The organism is Rhodococcus yananensis (assembly GCF_020515525.1).
Taxonomy (GTDB): Bacteria; Actinomycetota; Actinomycetes; order Mycobacteriales; family Mycobacteriaceae; genus Rhodococcus; species Rhodococcus yananensis.
Window position 1 is genome coordinate 51,819 of record NZ_JAIYEP010000015.1, and the last position, 19,234, is coordinate 71,052.

General features: G+C 67.4%; 16 protein-coding genes. 9 read left to right on the forward strand and 7 right to left on the reverse strand.

Annotation, left to right across the window (positions count from 1 at the left end; all coding sequences use genetic code 11):
- Positions 1 to 24: 24 nt before the first annotated feature.
- The 3 genes from LDQ05_RS05925 to LDQ05_RS05935 all read right to left on the reverse strand — a co-directional run bounded on the left by LDQ05_RS05925 (position 25) and on the right by LDQ05_RS05935 (position 4,479).
- Complete coding sequence (locus tag LDQ05_RS05925) at positions 25 to 2,451, reverse strand: glycoside hydrolase family 65 protein (protein ID WP_226435964.1); 2,427 nt, start codon at positions 2,449 to 2,451, stop codon at positions 25 to 27.
- Positions 2,452 to 2,499: 48 nt separating this feature from the next.
- Positions 2,500 to 3,321: a trehalose-phosphatase gene (otsB, locus tag LDQ05_RS05930; protein ID WP_226435965.1), complete on the reverse strand. Its 822-nt coding sequence runs from the start codon at positions 3,319 to 3,321 to the stop codon at positions 2,500 to 2,502.
- 81 nt (positions 3,322 to 3,402) lie between these two features.
- Positions 3,403 to 4,479: a helix-turn-helix domain-containing protein gene (locus tag LDQ05_RS05935; protein ID WP_226435966.1), complete on the reverse strand. Its 1,077-nt coding sequence runs from the start codon at positions 4,477 to 4,479 to the stop codon at positions 3,403 to 3,405.
- A 122-nt stretch (positions 4,480 to 4,601) separates the two neighbouring features.
- On the opposite strand from LDQ05_RS05935, the gene LDQ05_RS05940 reads away from it, so the two are divergent.
- Complete coding sequence (locus LDQ05_RS05940; RefSeq protein WP_226435967.1) at positions 4,602 to 5,063, forward strand: 6,7-dimethyl-8-ribityllumazine synthase; 462 nt, start codon at positions 4,602 to 4,604, stop codon at positions 5,061 to 5,063.
- Between the two features lie 194 nt (positions 5,064 to 5,257).
- Here the strand turns inward: LDQ05_RS05940 and LDQ05_RS05945 are convergent, their stop codons facing one another.
- On the reverse strand, positions 5,258 to 6,385 hold the full coding sequence (locus LDQ05_RS05945) for an MFS transporter (protein WP_226435968.1): 1,128 nt from the start codon (positions 6,383 to 6,385) through the stop codon (positions 5,258 to 5,260).
- Positions 6,382 to 7,236 (reverse strand): PAC2 family protein, encoded by an 855-nt coding sequence (locus LDQ05_RS05950; protein ID WP_226435982.1) that lies wholly within the window; start codon positions 7,234 to 7,236, stop codon positions 6,382 to 6,384. Before LDQ05_RS05950 ends, LDQ05_RS05945 begins: the two co-directional genes overlap by 4 nt.
- A 90-nt stretch (positions 7,237 to 7,326) precedes the next feature.
- Here LDQ05_RS05950 and metH point away from each other — a divergent pair, with 90 nt between their 5' ends.
- The 6 genes from metH to hisG all read left to right on the forward strand — a co-directional run bounded on the left by metH (position 7,327) and on the right by hisG (position 14,712).
- Positions 7,327 to 10,896, forward strand: coding sequence for a methionine synthase (metH, locus tag LDQ05_RS05955; protein ID WP_226435969.1), 3,570 nt, complete (start codon positions 7,327 to 7,329; stop codon positions 10,894 to 10,896).
- A 64-nt stretch (positions 10,897 to 10,960) separates the two neighbouring features.
- Entirely contained in the window at positions 10,961 to 11,662 is a 702-nt protein-coding gene (locus LDQ05_RS05960) for an HAD family hydrolase (RefSeq protein WP_226435970.1), read from the forward strand.
- The gene (trhO, locus tag LDQ05_RS05965; protein ID WP_226435971.1) at positions 11,659 to 12,522 is read left to right on the forward strand and encodes an oxygen-dependent tRNA uridine(34) hydroxylase TrhO; all 864 of its coding nucleotides are present in this window, start codon (positions 11,659 to 11,661) and stop codon (positions 12,520 to 12,522) included. Before LDQ05_RS05960 ends, trhO begins: the two co-directional genes overlap by 4 nt.
- Positions 12,523 to 12,542: 20 nt before the next feature.
- Positions 12,543 to 13,430 carry a pseudouridine synthase gene (locus tag LDQ05_RS05970; protein WP_226435972.1) on the forward strand — a complete coding sequence of 296 codons (888 nt, stop codon included), beginning with the start codon at positions 12,543 to 12,545 and terminating at the stop codon, positions 13,428 to 13,430.
- Positions 13,431 to 13,470: 40 nt separating this feature from the next.
- Positions 13,471 to 13,752 carry a phosphoribosyl-ATP diphosphatase gene (locus tag LDQ05_RS05975; RefSeq protein WP_226435973.1) on the forward strand — a complete coding sequence of 94 codons (282 nt, stop codon included), beginning with the start codon at positions 13,471 to 13,473 and terminating at the stop codon, positions 13,750 to 13,752.
- Positions 13,753 to 13,842: 90 nt separating this feature from the next.
- Positions 13,843 to 14,712, forward strand: coding sequence for an ATP phosphoribosyltransferase (hisG, locus tag LDQ05_RS05980; protein ID WP_226435974.1), 870 nt, complete (start codon positions 13,843 to 13,845; stop codon positions 14,710 to 14,712).
- Positions 14,713 to 14,749: 37 nt separating this feature from the next.
- On the opposite strand, the gene LDQ05_RS05985 is transcribed toward hisG, so the two are convergent.
- Complete coding sequence (locus tag LDQ05_RS05985; protein WP_226435975.1) at positions 14,750 to 15,607, reverse strand: thioesterase family protein; 858 nt, start codon at positions 15,605 to 15,607, stop codon at positions 14,750 to 14,752.
- Positions 15,608 to 15,795: 188 nt separating this feature from the next.
- Between LDQ05_RS05985 and LDQ05_RS05990 the strand changes: the two genes are divergently transcribed.
- Positions 15,796 to 16,647: a tRNA (adenine-N1)-methyltransferase gene (locus LDQ05_RS05990; RefSeq protein ID WP_226435976.1), complete on the forward strand. Its 852-nt coding sequence runs from the start codon at positions 15,796 to 15,798 to the stop codon at positions 16,645 to 16,647.
- A 50-nt stretch (positions 16,648 to 16,697) separates the two neighbouring features.
- Here LDQ05_RS05990 and LDQ05_RS05995 read toward each other — a convergent pair whose 3' ends face one another.
- On the reverse strand, positions 16,698 to 17,198 hold the full coding sequence (locus tag LDQ05_RS05995; protein WP_226435977.1) for an MTB12 C-terminal domain-containing protein: 501 nt from the start codon (positions 17,196 to 17,198) through the stop codon (positions 16,698 to 16,700).
- Between the two features lie 189 nt (positions 17,199 to 17,387).
- On the opposite strand from LDQ05_RS05995, the gene arc reads away from it, so the two are divergent.
- On the forward strand, positions 17,388 to 19,169 hold the full coding sequence (arc, locus tag LDQ05_RS06000) for a proteasome ATPase (RefSeq protein ID WP_226435978.1): 1,782 nt from the start codon (positions 17,388 to 17,390) through the stop codon (positions 19,167 to 19,169).
- Positions 19,170 to 19,234 lie beyond the last annotated feature (65 nt).

Below are 19,234 nucleotides of genomic sequence, written 5' to 3' on the forward strand. Positions count from 1 at the left end.
TGCATGCTGATGCTCCCGTCCTCGTCACACCGCGGCGGGGGAGGCGGGGATGGGGAACTCGTACGATTGTCCGGCACCGAGCTCGATGATCTGCCCGTTCACCCCCACCCGCACCGGAACACGGAACCCTTCGGTCTCCGCGCGGACCCGCAACACGGCACCCACGATCTGCACCCGCAGGGGAGTACCCCGATACCGCATCGAGAACGACACCCCGTCGAGATGATCGATGAGCCGGGGCCGGAAGACCAGCACACCGCCGTAGATGCGTGCACCGACGTAGTAGCGCTGCAGCAGGTCGAGGGTGCCCGCCATCACACCCATGTGGATGCCCTCCTTCGTGGTGCCGCCCTGCACATCGCTGATGTCGCTCTCGAGCGCCACCTTGAACCGTTCCCACGACGATTCCGGATCGAAACCTGCGAGAACCCCGGCGTAGGTGACGACGCTGAGCGTCGACCCGTGCGACGTGCGGGCGTCGTAGTAGTCGATGGTCCGGCGAACCAGATCGCGGTCGTACGGATACCCGAGGCGCTCGAACAGCGGACGCAACTCGTTGTCGTCGAACAGGAAGAACAGCATCACCGCGTCGGCCTGCTTCGACACCTTGTACCGGTTCGGATCGAGCCCTTCGGCGCGCAGGATGCGATCCATCCGCTGAATGTTCGGGTACGACCGCCGATAGGCGTCCCAGTCGATCTCCTCGAGCTCGTCGTAGCCCTCGAACTGGCTGATCACGCCGTCGTGGAAGGGCACGAACATCTTCCGGCTCATCGCGGACCAGGTCCGCAGCTCCTCGTCGGTCACCCGCAGCGCCGCTCGTAGCGCGGTCTGCCTGCTCGTCGACAGACGCTCGAAGACCTCGAGTACCTTCTGCGCCATCCACGCCACCATCACATTGGTGTACGCATTGTTACGCAATCCCGGCGAATCGGAGTCCGGGTAGCGCTCGTGGAACTCGTCCGGCCCCATCACCCCGTCGATCACGTACCTGTCGCGGTGCGGATCGTAGCGGGCGACCGACGCCCAGAACCGCGCGATCTCGAGCAGCATCTCGGCGCCGTGATCGGAGAGGAAATCCAGATCGTCCGTGGCCTGACAGTACCGCCACACGTTGTAGAAGATCGCAGCGCTGACGTGACGTTGGTAGCGGCTCAGGTCCGGATCCCATTGCCCCGACATCGGGTTCAGATGGACCGTCTGGGTCTCCTCGGTGCCGTCGCTGCCGCTCTGCCACGGAAACATCGCGCCGCGGTATCCGGCCTCGTGGGCGGCGGCCTGGGCCTCGCCGAGCCGGCGGTACCGGTACAGGATCAGCCCCTTGGTGACCTCGGGCATCCGAAGGTCGAGGAACGGATAGACGTACAACTCGTCCCAGAACACGTGACCCCGATACGCCTCGCCGTTGAGCCCGCGGGCCGGCACACCCGCATCGAGCCGCGCCGTGTGCCGCGAGCACACCTGCAGGGTGTGGGCGACGTGCAGACGCAACAGCAGCTGTGCGCGTGCTTCCCGGGGCACCCGGACGTCGCAGATGTCCCACAGTTCCTTCCACGCCGCTTCATGCACGGCGTGCGCGGCCGCGAAATCGGGATACCGCAGCACATGTCGGCCGGCGGAGACCAGCGGTTCGGTGATCGCGTCGTCGCGGGAGGTGAACATCGCCACGATCTTCTCGATCCGCACCGACGCGCCCTCGGCCACGTCGAAGGCGAGGACCTGCTGGATGTAGTCCTCCGTCTGGTACAGATCGCGATCGACGGTGTCGCCGATCGCGTCGGGCCCGTCGCGGAACACCCGCGTGCGCGCAGCCTGCGCGATGTAGATGTCGGACTGGCGGATCTGCACCTTGAGCGCGATGGTGTCCGGCCCGAAGGTGCGCGGTGACACCGGATCGAGGTGCCGTCCCTCGAGGTCGCGGTAGCGGGCAACGGCACGGTTGGTCACGCGGCCGTCGATCGCGGACACGATCTCCACCCGACCCGACCAGTTCCGCGGGGTCAGGGTCCACTCCAGCGCCGCCTGATTGGCGAGGGCCATGCTCACGAAACGGCGGCTGCGCAGGGAGGTCTCACGTCCTCGACGGTCTCGGAAGGTGAGTTCACGCACGACCGTGGCGGTGCGGATGTCGTAGACGTGCCGGTAGGCGAGGATGTCGACGTCCGCGAGTCGGATCGCCTGTTCGCCGTCGATGCACAGCTTCAGGACGAGCCAGTTCGGGAGGTTCACCAGATCCTCGTTGAGGACCGGGCGGCCACCCATGATGGTGGTCTCGCGGTTGTAGCAGCGGTGCGCGTACGTGCCGGGGTAGTGAACGTCGCCCCCGTCCTCCCATTCGGCGGTCCCGCGGGTGCAGAAGTATCCGTTCCCGGTGGAGGTCATGGACTCGCGCAGGCCCTCGGCCTCCGGGTCGAACCCGTCGTAGGTGAGGACGAACTCCGGGTCGTACACATCCACCTCCTGGCTGCGGGACGCTGCGAGGTCGAGCGGTGTGGGGCGTCAGGAACCCGGTCGGGCCAGCCCGGTGAGGAAACGCTCGACATCGTCCACGGAGGCCAGGGTGTATCGGGCTTCCGTGGTGCGTCCGACGGTATCGGGGTCGTCCGCGTCGTACACGAGGATTCCGACGCCGCGGTCGCGGAGGGCGTGGAATGCGTCCTCGTCGGTGATGTCGTCGCCGAGGTAGAGCGGCACGGTGTCGGGCCGGTCGAGGCCGAGGACGTCGAGCAGGTGCAGGACCGCTCGCCCCTTGTCCCAGTCGACGGCGGGTTTGAGTTCGTAGACCATCTTCCCGGGGACGACCGCCAGACGCCCGGACGGATCGTCGACGAGGTCCCGGACGATCGCAGAAACCCGGTCGCGTGCATCGGGTGCCGCGCGCCGGTAGTGCACGGCAACGGATGCCCGCTTCGGCTCGAGTTGCACTCCCTCGAGACCGGCGGTCCGGCGGCGTAGGGTCTCGGTGGTCTCCGCGACGAGGTTCGAGTAGTCGTCGAGACCGTCGACGGTCAGCTCGCCGCGGCCGGGCTGCCAGATCTCGAATCCGTGACTGGACGCGACCGTGAGGTCGTCGACGCCCATGAGTTGCTGCACGACGTCACGATCGCGGCCCGTGACGATGCACACCGGGCAGCGCTCGGCGAGTGCACGGAGCGTGGCGCGCATGTTCTCGGACATGCGGGCGTCTTCCGGCCGCGGCACGATGGGAGTCAGGACACCGTCGTAGTCGAGGAACACCGCGGGGGTGCGGTCGCCGAGGAGAGCCCCGATCGACGCGGATTCCAGCGCCGACGGGAGATCGCGGGCGTACACCGATTCCATTGCGGCGGACCTCCTGTGGTCGGTGAACGGGGCCGTCACCAGAACCGTACACGGCGGCGCGCGCTCGCACGTTCGGTCGGCTCAACGAACCGGGCGGCGCCAGCGTGACTCGTCGGCGACGAGTTGTGCACGCAGGTGTTCGGCGGCCGCTCGGTTCCGGAACGGTCCCGACAACAGGTCGGCGTACAGGTGGGCGGGTGCGAGAAAACGCAGGCCGTCGCGTCGGTCCATCCGATCGAACACGACGGGTGACCACGGAATCGCCACGACGACGTCGCCTCCGCGGTCGACCGGGCGCAGACCCGTCGCGGTGGCGAGGGCGTCGTGGTCGTCGGCGTAGAGTTCCAGCACGTCGGGGCGGGCGTAATCGGTGGCGCCGACGCCGGAGAGGACGTAGGGGACGTCCATGCGGTCGGCGAGTGCGGCGGTGACCGCGCCGAGTCCGTCCGGCGTCGCGAACCGCCGGGTGGCGCAGACCTTCCGGTCGGCGGCCCACGCACGCAGCATCGGTTCCCATCGCACCGCGGTGATCGCACCGCGGGGGATGCGGCGGATCAGTTCTCGTTCGACGAGGACCTCCACGACGCGGTAGGTGGCGCCGGTCGAAGCACCGGAGAGGGAGATGAGTTCCGGAACGGTCATGTCCCCGTGATGGTCGGCGAGGGCGCGCACGACACGGTCGGACGGCTCACCGGTGAGGACCCCGGACGGCCGGCCGGGGCCGCGCCAGGGATCGGCGTCGGCGCCTCGATTGCGGACCCACACGGCGGGGCGGGACGCGACCAGCGCGAGGTTCCCGGTCGCGTCGGCATACGAGATGCCGTGCTGGTCGAGTTGGCGGCGAACCGGATCCGACAGATAGTGGGCGCACACGAGTCCGCGATCGGACTGCGCGAGTTCCGAGGCGATGCGCGCGATGTCGCCGCTGAGCACACCGCGGGAGGTGACGACCGCGAACGACACGGACTCGCCGTCGGGGGCGGTGACGACGATGCGTTCCGGCGCGGCGGGGGAGCGTGGTCGGTCGGAGGTCAGGCTCCACCCGAGCGGTAGACAGGCGTCGAGGCAGGCCACGGCCCGACGATAGATGTCGATGGGCCGCTCCGGTCGGGGCCCGAGCGACGGTTCGGAGGCGCCGGTGTCGTCCTGTTGCGTCACAACAGTCACCCTAGACGACTCTGTCGATGACGGAAACAAGCATTTTCCAAAAAATGCACGGTGCCCGATCCTGTTCGGCCACCTGTATCGATCGGGGGAGGGGAGTGCGCTAGCGTCATCTCATGAGTGACACCGAGGGGCGTATCGCCTTCGTTCAGGCCACCTGGCACCGCAACATCGTCGATCAGGCGAAGAAGGGGTTCACGGACGAGATCGTGGCACTCGGCCACGCGAGGGAGTCGCTGGACTTCTTCGAGGTTCCGGGGGCGTTCGAGATTCCGCTGCACGCGAAACGGCTGGCCCGGACGGGTCGGTACGACGCGATCGTCGCCGCCGGCCTGGTGGTCGACGGCGGTATCTACCGCCACGATTTCGTGGCGAGCGCGGTGATCGACGGCCTGATGCGCGTGCAGCTCGACACGGATGTCCCGGTGTTCTCGGTGGTGCTCACACCGCATCACTTCCACGAACACGACGAGCACGAGAACTACTATCTGCGGCACTTCGTGATCAAGGGGGAGGAGGCCGCACGAGCGGTCGACTCGACGACGAGCTCGTTGCGAGCGTTGCCGGCCGGCGAGTGACCGACAACAACAGGTAGAGGTGCCCGGCGGAGGAGATCGGCGATCCGCCGGGCACCTCTACCCTCCAGAAATATTCTGAATCAGACGGAAACCAATGATTACCCGAATTCTCCTCCCTTCTCGCGCACCTCACCAACCATCCAGGAGCAGGCCCGGTGGTGCTGAAGCACGTGCTGGGCTGATGTCTCACAGCTTCACGAGCGGCGCGGCATCATGAGCGGCGCGACGGTCGCGAGCAGCAGAGCAGGCACGACGAATGCCGCGATCGGATCCGCCGAATAGACGGGAGTCAACGCCACGGGCACGACAGCGCCTCCGCCGAAGCGGAACGACTGGACCACCGACACCGCGCCGCCTCGGTTCGCCCCGTGATCACCGAGGACCGCGGCATTGATTCCGACGAGCACACACTGCGAGGCGATCCCGGCAAGGAACCAGGCACCCACCACGACCGCGAGATGATCGGCGGTACCGATGGTGATGACGAGCAGGGCACCACCGACCGCGCCGATCAGCACGGTACGGCGAGCACCGATACGGTCGATGACCGTGCCCACGCGACGTGCTGTGAGGATGCCTGCCACCCCGAACACCGTGAGCAGGGCACCTCGTCCCGACGGGCCCAGACCGAAGTCGTCCTCGACACGGAACGCCACGAGGAAGTTCAGGCCGCCGAGGGAACCCCACCCCAGCAGCGCGACCACACCCACCCGGACGACACGCAGTTCGAGAGCATCCCGCAGTCGCGGAGCTCTGCCACCGGAATCATCGCGGATCCCGTCGGGCAGACCGACCAGCGCGAGACCGAGAGCGGCAGCGGCCAGCACGACGAACGCCCACCGCCAACTCGCCTCCGCGGCGAGACCACCGACCAGCGGCGCCGTGGTCTGGCCCGCGGCCTGCATCGCGCCGAACATCCCGAGCGCACGTCCCAACCGGTCCCGGGGTGTGATCTCGGCGAGCACCGCCAGCAGCAGGGGAGTGGTGAACGCGTTCGCGACGCCCTGCAGTCCCCGTGCCCCGAGCAGCATGGGCAGGGTCGGTGCCAGCGCAGCAGCGATCGACACCGCAATGTACGCGACGTACGCGATGCGGACGGTGCGCAGCCGACCCCAACGGGCACCGAGAGTTCCGGAGATGAGCATCGCGGCGGCGAACGGTGCGAGATACGCGGTGACGGTGGTAGCGGCCTGTCCGGCGGACACCCCGAGGTCGGCTCCGATCTCCGGCAGCATCGAGACCACGACACTTCCACCGAACGGTCCGAGGAATCCGCCGACGTACAGCGCCGCGCGTTGGAGTGCGTCGCGGCGGCCGCTCACTGGGTGAACCCGCCGGGGCCTCTCCGTCGCAGGTAGCGTTCGAATTCGGCGGCGAGGGCATCGCCGTCGATCTTGGCGATGACGTCGGAGATGTCGGTTTCCGCGTCACCGCGTTCTTCGAGGCTGTGCACGTACTCGGCCATGTCCTCGTCGTCCTCGGTCATGGAGGTGACGGTCTCCTCCCATTCCTCGGCGAGGGCCGGCAGTTCTCCGAGGGGGACCTCGACGTCGAGGACGTCCTCGACGCGGCGGAGCAGCGCCACCGTGGCCTTGGGATTGGGGGGACTGGACACGTAGTGCGGGACGGCTGCCCAGAAGGAGATGGCGGGTACTCCGGCGCGCACGCAGGCGTCCTGCAGGATGCCGGTGATGCCGGTGGGGCCCTCGTAGCGGGACTTCTCGAGGTTGTAGCGGGTGGCGGCCTCGGCGGTGTGGGCGGTGCCGGTCACCGGCACGGGCCGCGTGTGGGGGGTGTCGGCGAGCAGTGCACCGAGGAGTACGACGCTGTGCACACCGATCTCGTCGATCAGTTCGAGCAGGGCGTCGCAGAAACTGCGCCAGCGCATGTTGGGTTCGATGCCGTGCAGTAGCACGACGTCGCGGTCGCTTCCCGGTGGGGAGCACACCGACAATCGGGTTCCGGGCCAGTCGATGCGGCGGGTGACGCCGTCGATGAGGCGTACCTGCGGCCTGTTCACCTGGTAGTCGTAGTACTCCTCGGAGTCGAGTTCGGCGAAGGGTTCGGCATCCCAGATCAGTTCGAGGTGTTCGACGGCACCGCTGGCGGCGTCTCCGGCGTCGTTCCACCCTTCGAACGCGGCGACGAGCACGGGGTTCCGCAGAGCCGGCATGTCGTCGTCGGGGGTCTCGGGTGACTCACTTGCGCTCACTCGTCCAGCCTACGACCGAGGCAGTTGGACCCGCCCATTAGTCTGGTTGGCATGTCCACCCCATTGCACTCTGTCCTGTTCGATGCGCTGAAGCAGCGCGTTGTCGTCGGAGACGGGGCGATGGGCACCATGTTGCAGGCCGCGGAACTGTCGCTGGACGACTTCCGCGGCCTCGAGGGGTGCAACGAGATCCTCAACGAAACCCGGCCCGACGTGATTCGGGGGATCCACCGCGCCTATTTCGAGGCGGGCGCCGACATCGTCTCGACCAATACCTTCGGTTGCAACCTGCCCAACCTCGCCGACTACGACATCGCCGACCGTATCCGTGACCTGTCCGAACGTGGTACCCGCCTTGCACGGGAGGTGGCGGACGAGATGGGTCCGTCCGCGGACGGGGTTCCGCGGATGGTGGTCGGGTCGATGGGTCCGGGCACGAAGCTTCCGACGCTGGGGCACGCACCGTTCGCGGTGCTGCGTGACGCCTACGTGGAGGCGGCGTTGGGGATGCTCGACGGCGGTGCCGACGCGATCCTCGTCGAGACCTGCCAGGATCTGCTGCAGGCGAAGGCCGCGATCATCGGGTCGCGCCGCGCGATGGAGCACGCGGGCCGGCGGATCCCGATCATCGCGCACGTGACGGTCGAGACGACCGGGACGATGCTGCTCGGGTCGGAGATCGGTGCGGCGCTGACGGCGCTCGAGCCGTTGGGGATCGACCTGATCGGGTTGAACTGTGCGACGGGTCCGGCGGAGATGAGTGAGCATCTTCGGTATCTGTCGCAGCATGCGCGGATCCCGGTGTCGGTGATGCCGAACGCGGGTCTGCCGGTGTTGGGGCCGAACGGTGCGGAGTACCCGTTGTCGGCGGAGGAGTTGGCGCAGGCGCTGGCGGGGTTCGTCACCGAGTTCGGGTTGTCGTTGGTCGGTGGGTGCTGTGGGACGACGCCGGAGCACATCCGGCAGGTTGCGGACGCGGTGCGCGGGTTGCGGCCTGCGTCGCGGAACCCGGAGTACGAGCCGAGTGTGTCGTCGCTGTACACGTCGGTTCCCTTCGATCAGGACGCGTCGATCGTGATGATCGGTGAGCGCACCAACACGAACGGGTCGAAGGCGTTCCGGGAGGCGATGATCGCCGGGGACTGGGACAAGTGCCTGGATGCGGCGAAGGATCAGATCCGTGACGGTGCGCACATGTTGGATCTGAACGTCGACTATGTGGGGCGTGACGGTGCGGTCGACATGACGGCGTTGGCGTCGCGGTTCGCGACGGCGTCGACGTTGCCGATCATGATCGATTCGACGGAGCCGGATGTGATCCGGGCGGGTCTCGAGCATCTCGGTGGCCGGTGCGCGGTGAACTCGGTGAATTACGAGGACGGGGATGGCCCCGGGTCGCGGTTCGAGCGGATCATGACGCAGGTCGTCGAGCACGGCGCCGCGGTGGTGGCGTTGACGATCGACGAGGAGGGGCAGGCGCGGACCGCGGAGCACAAGGTGCGGATCGCGGAGCGGCTGATCACCGATCTGATCGACAAGTGGGGGCTCGAGCAGGACGACATCATCGTCGATGCGTTGACGTTCCCGATCTCCACCGGTCAGGAGGAGGTGCGGCGCGACGGGGTGGAGACCATCGAGGCGATTCGGGAGATTCACCGTCGGTATCCGAGGGTGCATTTCACGTTGGGGATCTCGAATGTGTCGTTCGGGTTGAACCCTGCGGCGCGGCAGGTGTTGAACTCGGTGTTTCTGCACGAGTGCACCGAGGCGGGTCTGGATACGGCGATCGTGCATGCGTCGAAGATCCTGCCGATGGCGCGGATCGACGACGAGCAACGGCAGGTGGCGCTGGATCTGGTGTACGACCGGCGGCGGGAGGGCTATGACCCGTTGCAGCGGTTGATGGAGTTGTTCGAGGGGGTGTCGGCGGCGTCGGCGCGCGAGTCCCGCGCGCAGGAGTTGGCGGCGTTGCCGTTGTTCGAGCGGCTCGAGCGGCGCATCGTCGACGGGGAGCGCAACGGGCTCGAGATGGATCTCGACGAGGCGATGAAGTCGGTGCCGCCGTTGGAGATCATCAACGAGACGCTGTTGTCGGGGATGAAGACGGTCGGTGAGTTGTTCGGGTCCGGGCAGATGCAGTTGCCGTTCGTGTTGCAGTCGGCTGAGGTGATGAAGGCCGCGGTGGCGCATCTCGAGCCGCACATGGAGTCGACGGGCGACGAGGGCAAGGGTCGGATCGTGTTGGCGACGGTCAAGGGGGATGTGCACGACATCGGTAAGAACCTCGTCGACATCATTTTGTCGAACAACGGGTACGAGGTGGTCAACCTCGGGATCAAGCAGCCGATCGCGACGATTCTGGATGCGGCGATCGACAAGCGTGCCGATGTGATCGGCATGTCGGGTCTGTTGGTGAAGTCGACGGTGGTGATGAAGGAGAATCTCGAGGAGCTCAATTCGCGGGGGGTCGCCGAGCAGTTCCCGGTGTTGCTCGGCGGTGCTGCGCTGACCCGCAGTTACGTCGAGAACGATTTGGCGGACGTGTACGAGGGTGATGTGTCGTATGCGCGCGATGCGTTCGAGGGTCTGTCGTTGATGGATCGGGTGATGGCGATCAAGCGGGGTGAGGGCCCGGCTCCGGACAGTCCGGAGGCGCTGGAAGCGGCGCGGAAGGCGGCCGAGCGCAAGGAACGGCACGAGCGCAGCAAGCGGATCGCGGAGAAGCGTAAGGCTGCCGAGGTTCCGGTGGAGATTCCCGCGCGCAGCGATGTTGCGGCGGATCTTCCGGTGCCGACTCCGCCGTTCTGGGGGACGCGGATCGTCAAGGGCATTGCGCTGGCGGAGTATGCGTCGTTGATCGACGAGCGGGCGCTGTTCCTGGGGCAGTGGGGACTGCGGGGACAGCGTGGCGGTGACGGTCCGACGTACGAGGAGTTGGTGGAGACCGAGGGTCGGCCGCGGTTGCGGTATTGGTTGGACCGGTTGTCGACCGAGGGCATCTTGCAGCATGCGGCGGTGGTGTACGGGTACTTCCCGGCGGTGTCCGAGGGCGATGACATCGTGGTGTTGGCCGAGCCTCGTCCGGATGCTCCGGAGCGGTACCGATTCACGTTCCCGCGTCAGCAGCGTCCGCGGTTCCTGTGCGTGGCCGATTTCGTGCGGTCACGTGACGATGCGTTGGCCGCCGGTGAGGTCGATGTGTGGCCGTTCCAGTTGGTGACGATGGGGCAGCCGATCGCGGATTTCGCGAACGAGTTGTTCGCGTCGAATTCGTACCGCGATTATCTGGAGGTGCACGGGATCGGGGTGCAGCTGACGGAGGCGTTGGCGGAGTACTGGCATCGGCGGATCCGGCAGGAGTTGGCGTTCTCGGGGGGTGTGACCGCGGCGGATGAGGATCCGGACGAGGTGGCCGGTTACTTCAAGCTCGAGTATCGGGGTGCGCGGTTCGCGTTCGGATACGGGGCGTGCCCGGAACTCGAGGACCGTATCAAGCTGGTGGAGTTGCTCGAACCGGGTCGGATCGGGGTGGAGTTGTCGGAGGAGTTGCAGTTGCATCCCGAGCAGTCCACCGACGCGTTCGTGCTGCACCATCCGGAGGCGAAGTACTTCAACGTGTAGGTCCGGAGGCGGCGAGTACCCTCGATCGGGTGTTTTCGGTCTCGAGCATCAACGGAGTTGAGAAGTGGTGTCGGTAGCGGAGTCCGGTGTCGTCGCGTTGCGCGCGGTGTTGTGGGACATGGACGGCACGCTGCTCGAGTCGGAGCAGTTGTGGGATGTCGGGATGCGTGCGTTGTCGTTGCATCTGGGTGGCCCGATGTCGGAGCGGACGCGGTTGGCGACGGTCGGGGGGCCGTTGGATCTGTCGGTGTGGCGCACGTTCGACGGGCTCGGGTTGGATCCGACTCCGGATGAGCAGGTTGCGGCGGAGGCGTGGCTCAACGCGTATATGGCGGAGTTGTTCGCGCAGGGTTTGCCGTGGCGGCCCGGTGCCCAGGATGCGTTGGGTGCGGTGCGGGACGCGGGGGTGCCGCAGGTGTTGGTGACGAACACGGGCCGGCAGCTGTGTGAGGTGGCGTTGGACACGTTGGGCCGCGAGCATTTCGTGTATTCGGTGTGTGGCGACGAGGTGGCGGCGGGTAAGCCGGATCCGGCACCGTATCGGCGGGCGGCGGAGTTGCTGGGGGTGGATCCGGCGCAGTGCCTGGCTGTGGAGGATTCCCATACGGGTGCGGCGGCCGCCGACGCTGCCGGGTGTGCGGTGCTGGTGGTGCCGTCGCTGGTGGAGGTGCCGGTGTCCCCGCGGCGGGTGTTCCGGGACAGTCTCGTCGGGGTGTCGGTGGCGGATCTGCGTGATGTTCATGCATCGGTGGGGGTGTGCGCGTGAGTGTCCCGAAGATCGTGTTGTTCTACGCGTTCACTCCGTTGCCGGATCCGGAGGCGATCCGGTTGTGGCAGCACACTCTCGCCGAGTCGAACGGGGTGACCGGGCGGATCCTGATCTCCCGGCACGGGATCAACGGCACCGTCGGTGGGGACATCGTGGCGGTGAAACGGTATGTGCGGGGGTTGCGCAGTTATCCGGCGTTCCGGGACGTGGATGTGAAGTGGTCGGACGGGACCGGCGCGGATTTCCCGCGGTTGTCGGTGAAGGTGCGGCCGGAGATCGTCACGTTCGGGGTGCCCGACGAGGTGAAGGTCGACGAGAACGGGGTCGTCGGTGGGGGTGAGCGCTTGTCGCCGCGCGGGGTGCATGCGTTGGTGTCCGAACGCGATGATGTGGTGTTCTTCGACGGGCGGAACGCGTTCGAGGCGCAGATCGGGCGGTTCCGGGGTGCGGTGGTGCCGGATGTGGCGACGACGCGGGATTTCGTGGCGGAGCTCGACAGTGGCCGGTACGACCATCTGAAGTCGCGGCCGGTGGTGACGTACTGCACGGGTGGGGTGCGGTGCGAGGTGTTGTCGGCGTTGATGCGGAATCGGGGTTTCGAGGAGGTGTACCAGATCGATGGGGGGATCGTGCGGTACGGCGAGGAGTTCGCCGACGACGGTCTGTGGGAGGGCTCGCTGTATGTGTTCGACGGGCGGATGAACGTCGAGTTCAGCGAGGATGCGGCGGTGTTGGGTCGGTGCACGGTGTGTGGTTCCCCGACGTCCCGCTATCGCAATCATCCGGATGTGCGGGGCCGGGAGTTGACCTTGGTGTGTGAGGGGTGCGTACCGGACCCGGTGGGGGCCGGTTCCTGACGTGGTCTCGGTGAGCTGAGGTGGCGGGTGCACCGTTGCCGTTGCGCGGCGGTCTGGGTCCGGATCGGGTGCGGATGCCGGCGGGGTCGGCGGCGACGACGGTTCTCGACTTCCTGCGGGCGGAGTTCCCGGGGGAGGACTGGGCGGGGCGGATCGCGGTGGGGGAACTCGTCGACGAGCACGGGCGTGCGGTGGGGGAGTTGTCGCGGTGTCAGCCGACGCGGTTCGTGTATTTCTATCGGGAGCCGCCGCTGGAACCGGCGGTGCCGTTCGAGGTGGAGGTGCTGTACCGCGGGGATGGTCTGGTGGTGGTGGACAAGCCGCATTTCCTGGCGACGATCCCGCGGGGTGCGCATATCCGGGAGACGGTGACGGTGCGGTTGCGGCGGGATCTGGGGTTGCCGGATCTGGTGCCGGTGCACCGGTTGGATCGGATGACGGCGGGGGTGTTGTTGTGCACTGCGGACCGGGCGTTGCGGCGGCCGTATCAGCAGATGTTCGAGCGTCAGCAGGTGCGGAAGGTGTACGAGGCGGTCGCGGGGTTCCGGGAGGACGTGGCGTTTCCTCGGGTGGTGCGGTCCCGGATCGTCAAGGAGCACGGGCAGCCGACAGCACGGGAGGTGGTGGGGGAACCGAACGCGGAGACGACGGTCGAGGTGATCGAGCGGCGCGGGGATCGGGCCCGGTACCGGTTGCGTCCGGTGACGGGCCGCACCCATCAGTTGCGGCTGCACATGGCGTCGTTGGGGGTGCCGATCGTGGGGGACGATTTCTATCCGCGGGTGCGGCGCCGCGCGCCGGGGGAGTTCGCTGATCCGTTGCGGTTGGTGGCGCGGTCGTTGGCGTTCACGGACCCGGTTTCGGGTGTGGAGCGGTGTTTCGTCAGTGGGCGGTCGTTGTCGTGGTGATCACGGGGCGGTGTCCTGGATGTGGGGGTGTGGGCGGGGCATGGAAGAATCGGTGTTCGTGAAGACCTTCGATTCCCTGTTCGCCGAGCTGTCCGAGCGTGCTGTGTCCCGTCCTGAGGGGTCCGGCACCGTCGCTGCGTTGGATGCCGGTGTGCATGCGCAGGGCAAGAAGGTGCTCGAGGAGGCGGGTGAGGTGTGGATCGCCGCCGAGTACCAGTCCGACGAGGAGTTGTCCGAGGAGATCTCGCAGCTGCTGTACTGGGTGCAGGTGCTGATGGTGGGGCGGGGTCTGACGCTCGAGGACGTCTACAAGCATCTGTGACGGTCGGTGCCCGCCCGACGGGTGGGTGGGTGCCGTGCCGTGCCTTCGCTTTCCTCGTGTTCGTCGTTTTCTCCGAAAGGACTTTCCTCCATGCTGCGCGTCGCAGTTCCGAACAAGGGTTCGTTGTCCGAGTCCGCCGCCGAGATTCTGCGGGAGGCGGGGTATCGTCGCCGGACCGATTCGCGGGATCTGACGGTGATCGACCCGGTCAACGATGTCGAGTTCTTCTTCTTGCGTCCGAAGGACATCGCGATCTATGTGGGGTCCGGTGAGCTGGATCTGGGGATCACGGGTCGGGATCTGGCGTTGGATTCGGGTGCTCCGGTGCAGGAGCGGTTGTCGTTGGGGTTCGGGACGTCGTCGTTCCGGTATGCGGGGCCGAAGGGCCGGGACTGGCAGGTGTCGGATCTGCAGGGGCTGCGGATCGCGACGTCGTACGCGAATCTGGTGCGGCGGGATCTCGCGGCGCGGGGGATCGAGGCGACGGTGATCCGGCTCGATGGTGCGGTGGAGATCTCGATCCAGTTGGGTGTGGCGGATGCGATCGCCGATGTGGTGGGGTCGGGGCGGACGTTGCGGCAGCACGAGTTGGTGGCGTTCGGGGATCCGTTGTGCTCGTCGGAGGGTGTGTTGATCGAGCGGGAGGGCGCTGATCGGGGGGATCGGGCCCGCAATCAGTTGATCGCGCGGCTCGAGGGGGTGGTGTTCGCGCAGCAGTATGTGATGTTGGATTACGACTGCCCGAAGCACCTGTTGGATCAGGCGGTGCAGGTGACTCCGGGGTTGGAGTCGCCGACGATCTCGCCGTTGGCGAACGAGGATTCGGTGGCGGTGCGGGCGATGGTGTCGCGCAAGGGTCACAATGCGGTGATGGATCGGTTGGCGGAGATCGGGGCGAAGGCGATTCTGGCGTCGGATATCCGGTCGTGTCGGGCGATGCGGGGTGCGGTCGTCGACTGACGGCGCGGCGACGGGAACGGTGGGTGCGGCGCCGCGGTCAGCGGCGCCGCACTTGCACGTTCTGGGTGATGCGGCCGAGGGGTCCGGTTTCGTCGTGGAGGATGCCGGAGGTCATGCCGACACCGTCGGGGCCGACGGCGGTGTCGGCGGTGATGCCGGTCCAGTCTCCGGGTTCGGGTGCGCGGAACAGGTGCACGGTCAGGTCGGTGTTGAGGAACAGCCACTGTGCGGGGTGCAGTTTGGACCCGATGCCGTTGGCGACGTCGGCGACGGTGAAGACGTGTTGGAGCGGGGTGGGGGTTTCGTCGGCGACGAGGGCGCTGCGGGTGCGCAGCCATGCCGCGGAGGGGCCGGGTGCGCCCAGTGGGGTGACGACGCGCCAGTCGAGGGTGTCGATGTAGCCGGTGGCGCCGAACAGGTCGAGTTCGGTGGGGTCGAGGGTGTCGGCGGGCGGCAGGTGTGGTTCGTGGCTGCGGGCGAGGTCGGGGATCTCGGGGATCTCGGTGGTTTCCAGGCGCCAGGCGGTGCCGCGTGCGACGGGCCGGTCGGTGCCGTCACCGGTGGTGGTCCACAGTTCCGCGACGAGTAGTTCGATGCGGCGGCCGGGCCGGTCGATGCGGGTGCGGACGTCGAGGTCGGTCAGGGGTACCGGTCCGAGCAGGTCGATGCAGATGCGGGTGGGGCGGGTGTCGGGGCGGCGACGGTGCGTTTCGAGGGCGCGGGTGAGCAGCGCGGACGGGGGTGCGCCGTGTTGCATGTCCGGTCCCCAGGTGGAGACGGTGTGTTCGGTGGGGCGGAACCGTTCGACGGTGGTGTCGGGGTCGGTGGGGGTGCCGGGGCCGAGGTGTTCGTAGAAGGCGGTGCCGGTCTCGACGGTCCGCGCGGTGTCGTTCACGACGGGTCTCCCGGGGGTCGGTGGTGGTGGTCCGCGTCGATGATCGCACCGCTGGGTCGGGGGTGGGTCGTGGGGTGCGTGTCGGTGGTGGGTGCGAACCTGGCAGGCTGGGTGCTGGTCCGGCAGGGTGCCGGGTGGATGCGCCGCACGTCGCGGCGGTGGGTGTTTCGGTGAAGGTGGACACGGCGATGGCAGTAGGTGGACTCGGGCGCAGCGGACCGTTCGAGGTCGGGGACCGGGTGCAGTTGACCGATGCCAAGGGCCGTAAGTACACGGTGGTGCTCGAGGCCGGTAAGGAGTTCCACACCCATCGGGGTGGGATCGTGCACGACGCGTTGATCGGCGCGGACGAGGGCACGGTGGTGTGCTCCACGAACGGCACCCCGTATCTGGCGTTGCGGCCGCTGCTGGTCGACTATGTGCTGTCGATGCCGCGTGGAGCGCAGGTGATCTACCCGAAGGATGCGGCGCAGATCGTGCACGAGGGGGATGTGTTCCCGGGTGCGCGGGTGCTCGAGGCGGGCGCGGGGTCGGGGGCGTTGACGTGTTCGTTGCTGCGGGCGGTGGGCCCGGAGGGGGCGGTGTCGTCGTTCGAGATCCGGGCGGATCACGCCGAGCATGCGGTGCGCAATGTGGAGACGTTCTTCGGGGAGCGGCTTGCGAACTGGGATCTGACGGTCGGGGATGTCGCGGACTACGACGTCGCGGAGCGCGGGCAGGTGGATCGGGTGATCCTGGACATGCTGGCACCGTGGGATGCGTTGCCGGCGGTGTCGGCGGCGTTGGTGCCCGGGGGGGTGCTGATCGTGTATGTGGCGACGGTGACGCAGTTGTCGAAGGTGGTCGAGGCGTTGCGGGAGCAGACGTGTTGGACCGAGCCGCGGTCGTGGGAATCGATGGTGCGGGACTGGCATGTGGTGGGGTTGGCGGTGCGTCCGGAGCATCGGATGCAGGGGCATACGGCGTTCCTGGTGTCGGCGCGGCGGTTGGCGGAGGGCACGGTCACCCCGAAACCGCAGCGTCGCCCCGGTAAGGGCTGATCCGCTCACCGGATCGGGTGTGCCGGGTTCCGGCACACCCGATCGGGGTGTCAGCAGCTGAGGTGCCCCATCTCGAGGATGGAGCAGGTGCTGTCGGTGGCGAGCACCCAGGTGCCGTCGACGTCGGTGAAGGTCAGGTCCATGGGGGCGCCGCCGTGCGGGCCGGCGACGTCGGTGGTGGCGGTGACGGTGTCGGCGTCGACACCGGTGACGTCGCCGACGGTGGCGGTCAGGGGGTAGCCGGCGAGGACACCGTTGAACTGTTCGAGGACGGCGGTCAGGTCGGCGCCGTTCTCGACTACGGCGGCCTTCGCGTCGACGGTCGAGGTGGGGTCGAAGAACACGTCGAGTTGCGGCTGCAGGTCGGCGGCGGTGGCCGCCGCGGCGGCCGCGGTGGTGGTGGTCGCGTTCGTGGTGGTGGTGGTGGTGGTCGCGTTCGTGGTGGTGTCGCTGGTCGTCGTGGTTGCGGCGGAGTCGTCGGAGGAGCAGGCGGGCACGACGGCGAGCGCTACGACGGCTGCGGCGGCGGCCCAGACGGTGCGGGTGTTCACGATGGCAGGTTCCTTTCCGAGGGGTACGGGCCCGTACCCGATTAGGTGAGGCTAACAGTGTGTCCGGGGCGGGAGGTCGTCCCGGTGACGGGCGCGACACTCCGCCCGTCCATGACGTTTTCGTGTCGACCCCCACGACGGTGCGCCGGGCCGGTAGCGTGGAATGACCGATAGTGGAGGGAGTCGCACATGAGCTCGTCAGAGAACCCGGAGGCGGTGGCGGCACGGGAGATCGAGGATCTGCGTGCGGAGGTGCTCGCCCTCCGGAATCGGTTGGCCGAACCGTCCGATCGGGTACGCGACCTCGAATCGCGGCTGGAATCCCTCACCGTGCGCAACGGCAAACTGCTCGAGACCCTCAAGGATGCCCGGCAGCAGTTGGTGACGTTGCGTGAGGAGGTCGATCGGCTCGGGCAGCCGCCGAGCGGGTACGGGGTCATGCTCGAGGCGTACGGGGACGACACCGTCGATGTGTTCACCTCGGGTCGGCGGATGCGGGTGGCGGTGTCCCCGAATCTGGAGGTCGACACGTTCCGGGCCGGGCAGACCCTGCGCCTGAACGAGGCCCTCACCGTGGTGGAGGCCGGCACCTTCGAGCGGGTCGGGGAGATCACCACGCTGCGCGAGTTGCTCGACGACGGGAATCGTGCCCTGGTGGTCGGGCATGCCGACGAGGAACGTGTGGTGTGGCTGGCCGAGCCGTTGGCCGAGGCCGCCGCCCGCACCCTCGACCCGACCCCCACCGACGTCGACTCTGCCGATACGGTCACCGACTTCAAGTTGCGGCCCGGCGATTCGCTGCTGGTCGACAGCAAGGCCGGGTACGCGTTCGAACGGATCCCGAAGGCCGAGGTCGAGGATCTGGTGCTCGAGGAGGTCCCCGACGTCGACTACACCGACATCGGTGGTCTGGGCCGGCAGATCGAGCAGATCCGCGATGCGGTGGAACTGCCGTTCCTGCACAAGGACCTGTTCCACGAGTACGCGCTGCGACCCCCGAAGGGGGTGCTGCTGTACGGTCCGCCCGGCTGCGGCAAGACCCTCATCGCGAAGGCCGTCGCCAATTCGTTGGCGAAGAAGATCGCCGAGGCCCGCGGGGAGGACTCGAAGGAGGCGAAGTCGTTCTTCCTGAACATCAAGGGCCCCGAGTTGCTGAACAAGTTCGTCGGGGAAACGGAACGACACATCCGGATGATCTTCCAGCGTGCCCGGGAGAAGGCCTCCGAAGGCACCCCGGTGATCGTGTTCTTCGACGAGATGGATTCGATCTTCCGTACCCGCGGGTCGGGGGTGTCCTCCGATGTGGAGACCACCGTCGTGCCGCAGTTGCTCAGCGAGATCGACGGTGTGGAGGGCCTCGAGAACGTCATCGTGATCGGCGCATCGAACCGCGAGGACATGATCGATCCGGCGATCCTGCGGCCGGGGCGCCTCGACGTGAAGATCAAGATCGAGCGTCCCGATGCCGAAGCGGCGCTCGACATCTTCTCGAAGTACCTCACCGAGTCGCTGCCGGTGCACGCCGACGACCTCGCCGAGTTCGGTGGCGACCGCGTCGCGTGCGTCCGCGCGATGATCGAACGGGTCGTCGACCGCATGTACGCCGAGTCGGAGGAGAACCGGTTCCTCGAGGTCACCTACGCCAACGGCGACAAGGAGGTCCTGTACTTCAAGGACTTCAACTCCGGTGCGATGATCCAGAACATCGTCGACCGGTCCAAGAAGTACGCGATCAAGTCGGTGCTCGACACCGGCGCGCCCGGTCTGCGGGTGCAGCATCTGCTCGACTCGATCGTCGACGAGTTCGCCGAGAACGAGGACCTGCCGAACACCACCAACCCGGACGACTGGGCGCGGATCTCCGGAAAGAAGGGCGAACGCATCGTGTACATCCGCACCCTGGTGACCGGCAAGAACGCCAGCGCCAGCCGCGCGATCGACACCGAATCGAACACCGGCCAGTACCTGTGAGGCCGGTACCCGGGCGCGGGTGACCCGATCGGATCGTGGCCCGCGGTGACAGCATCGTCACCGCG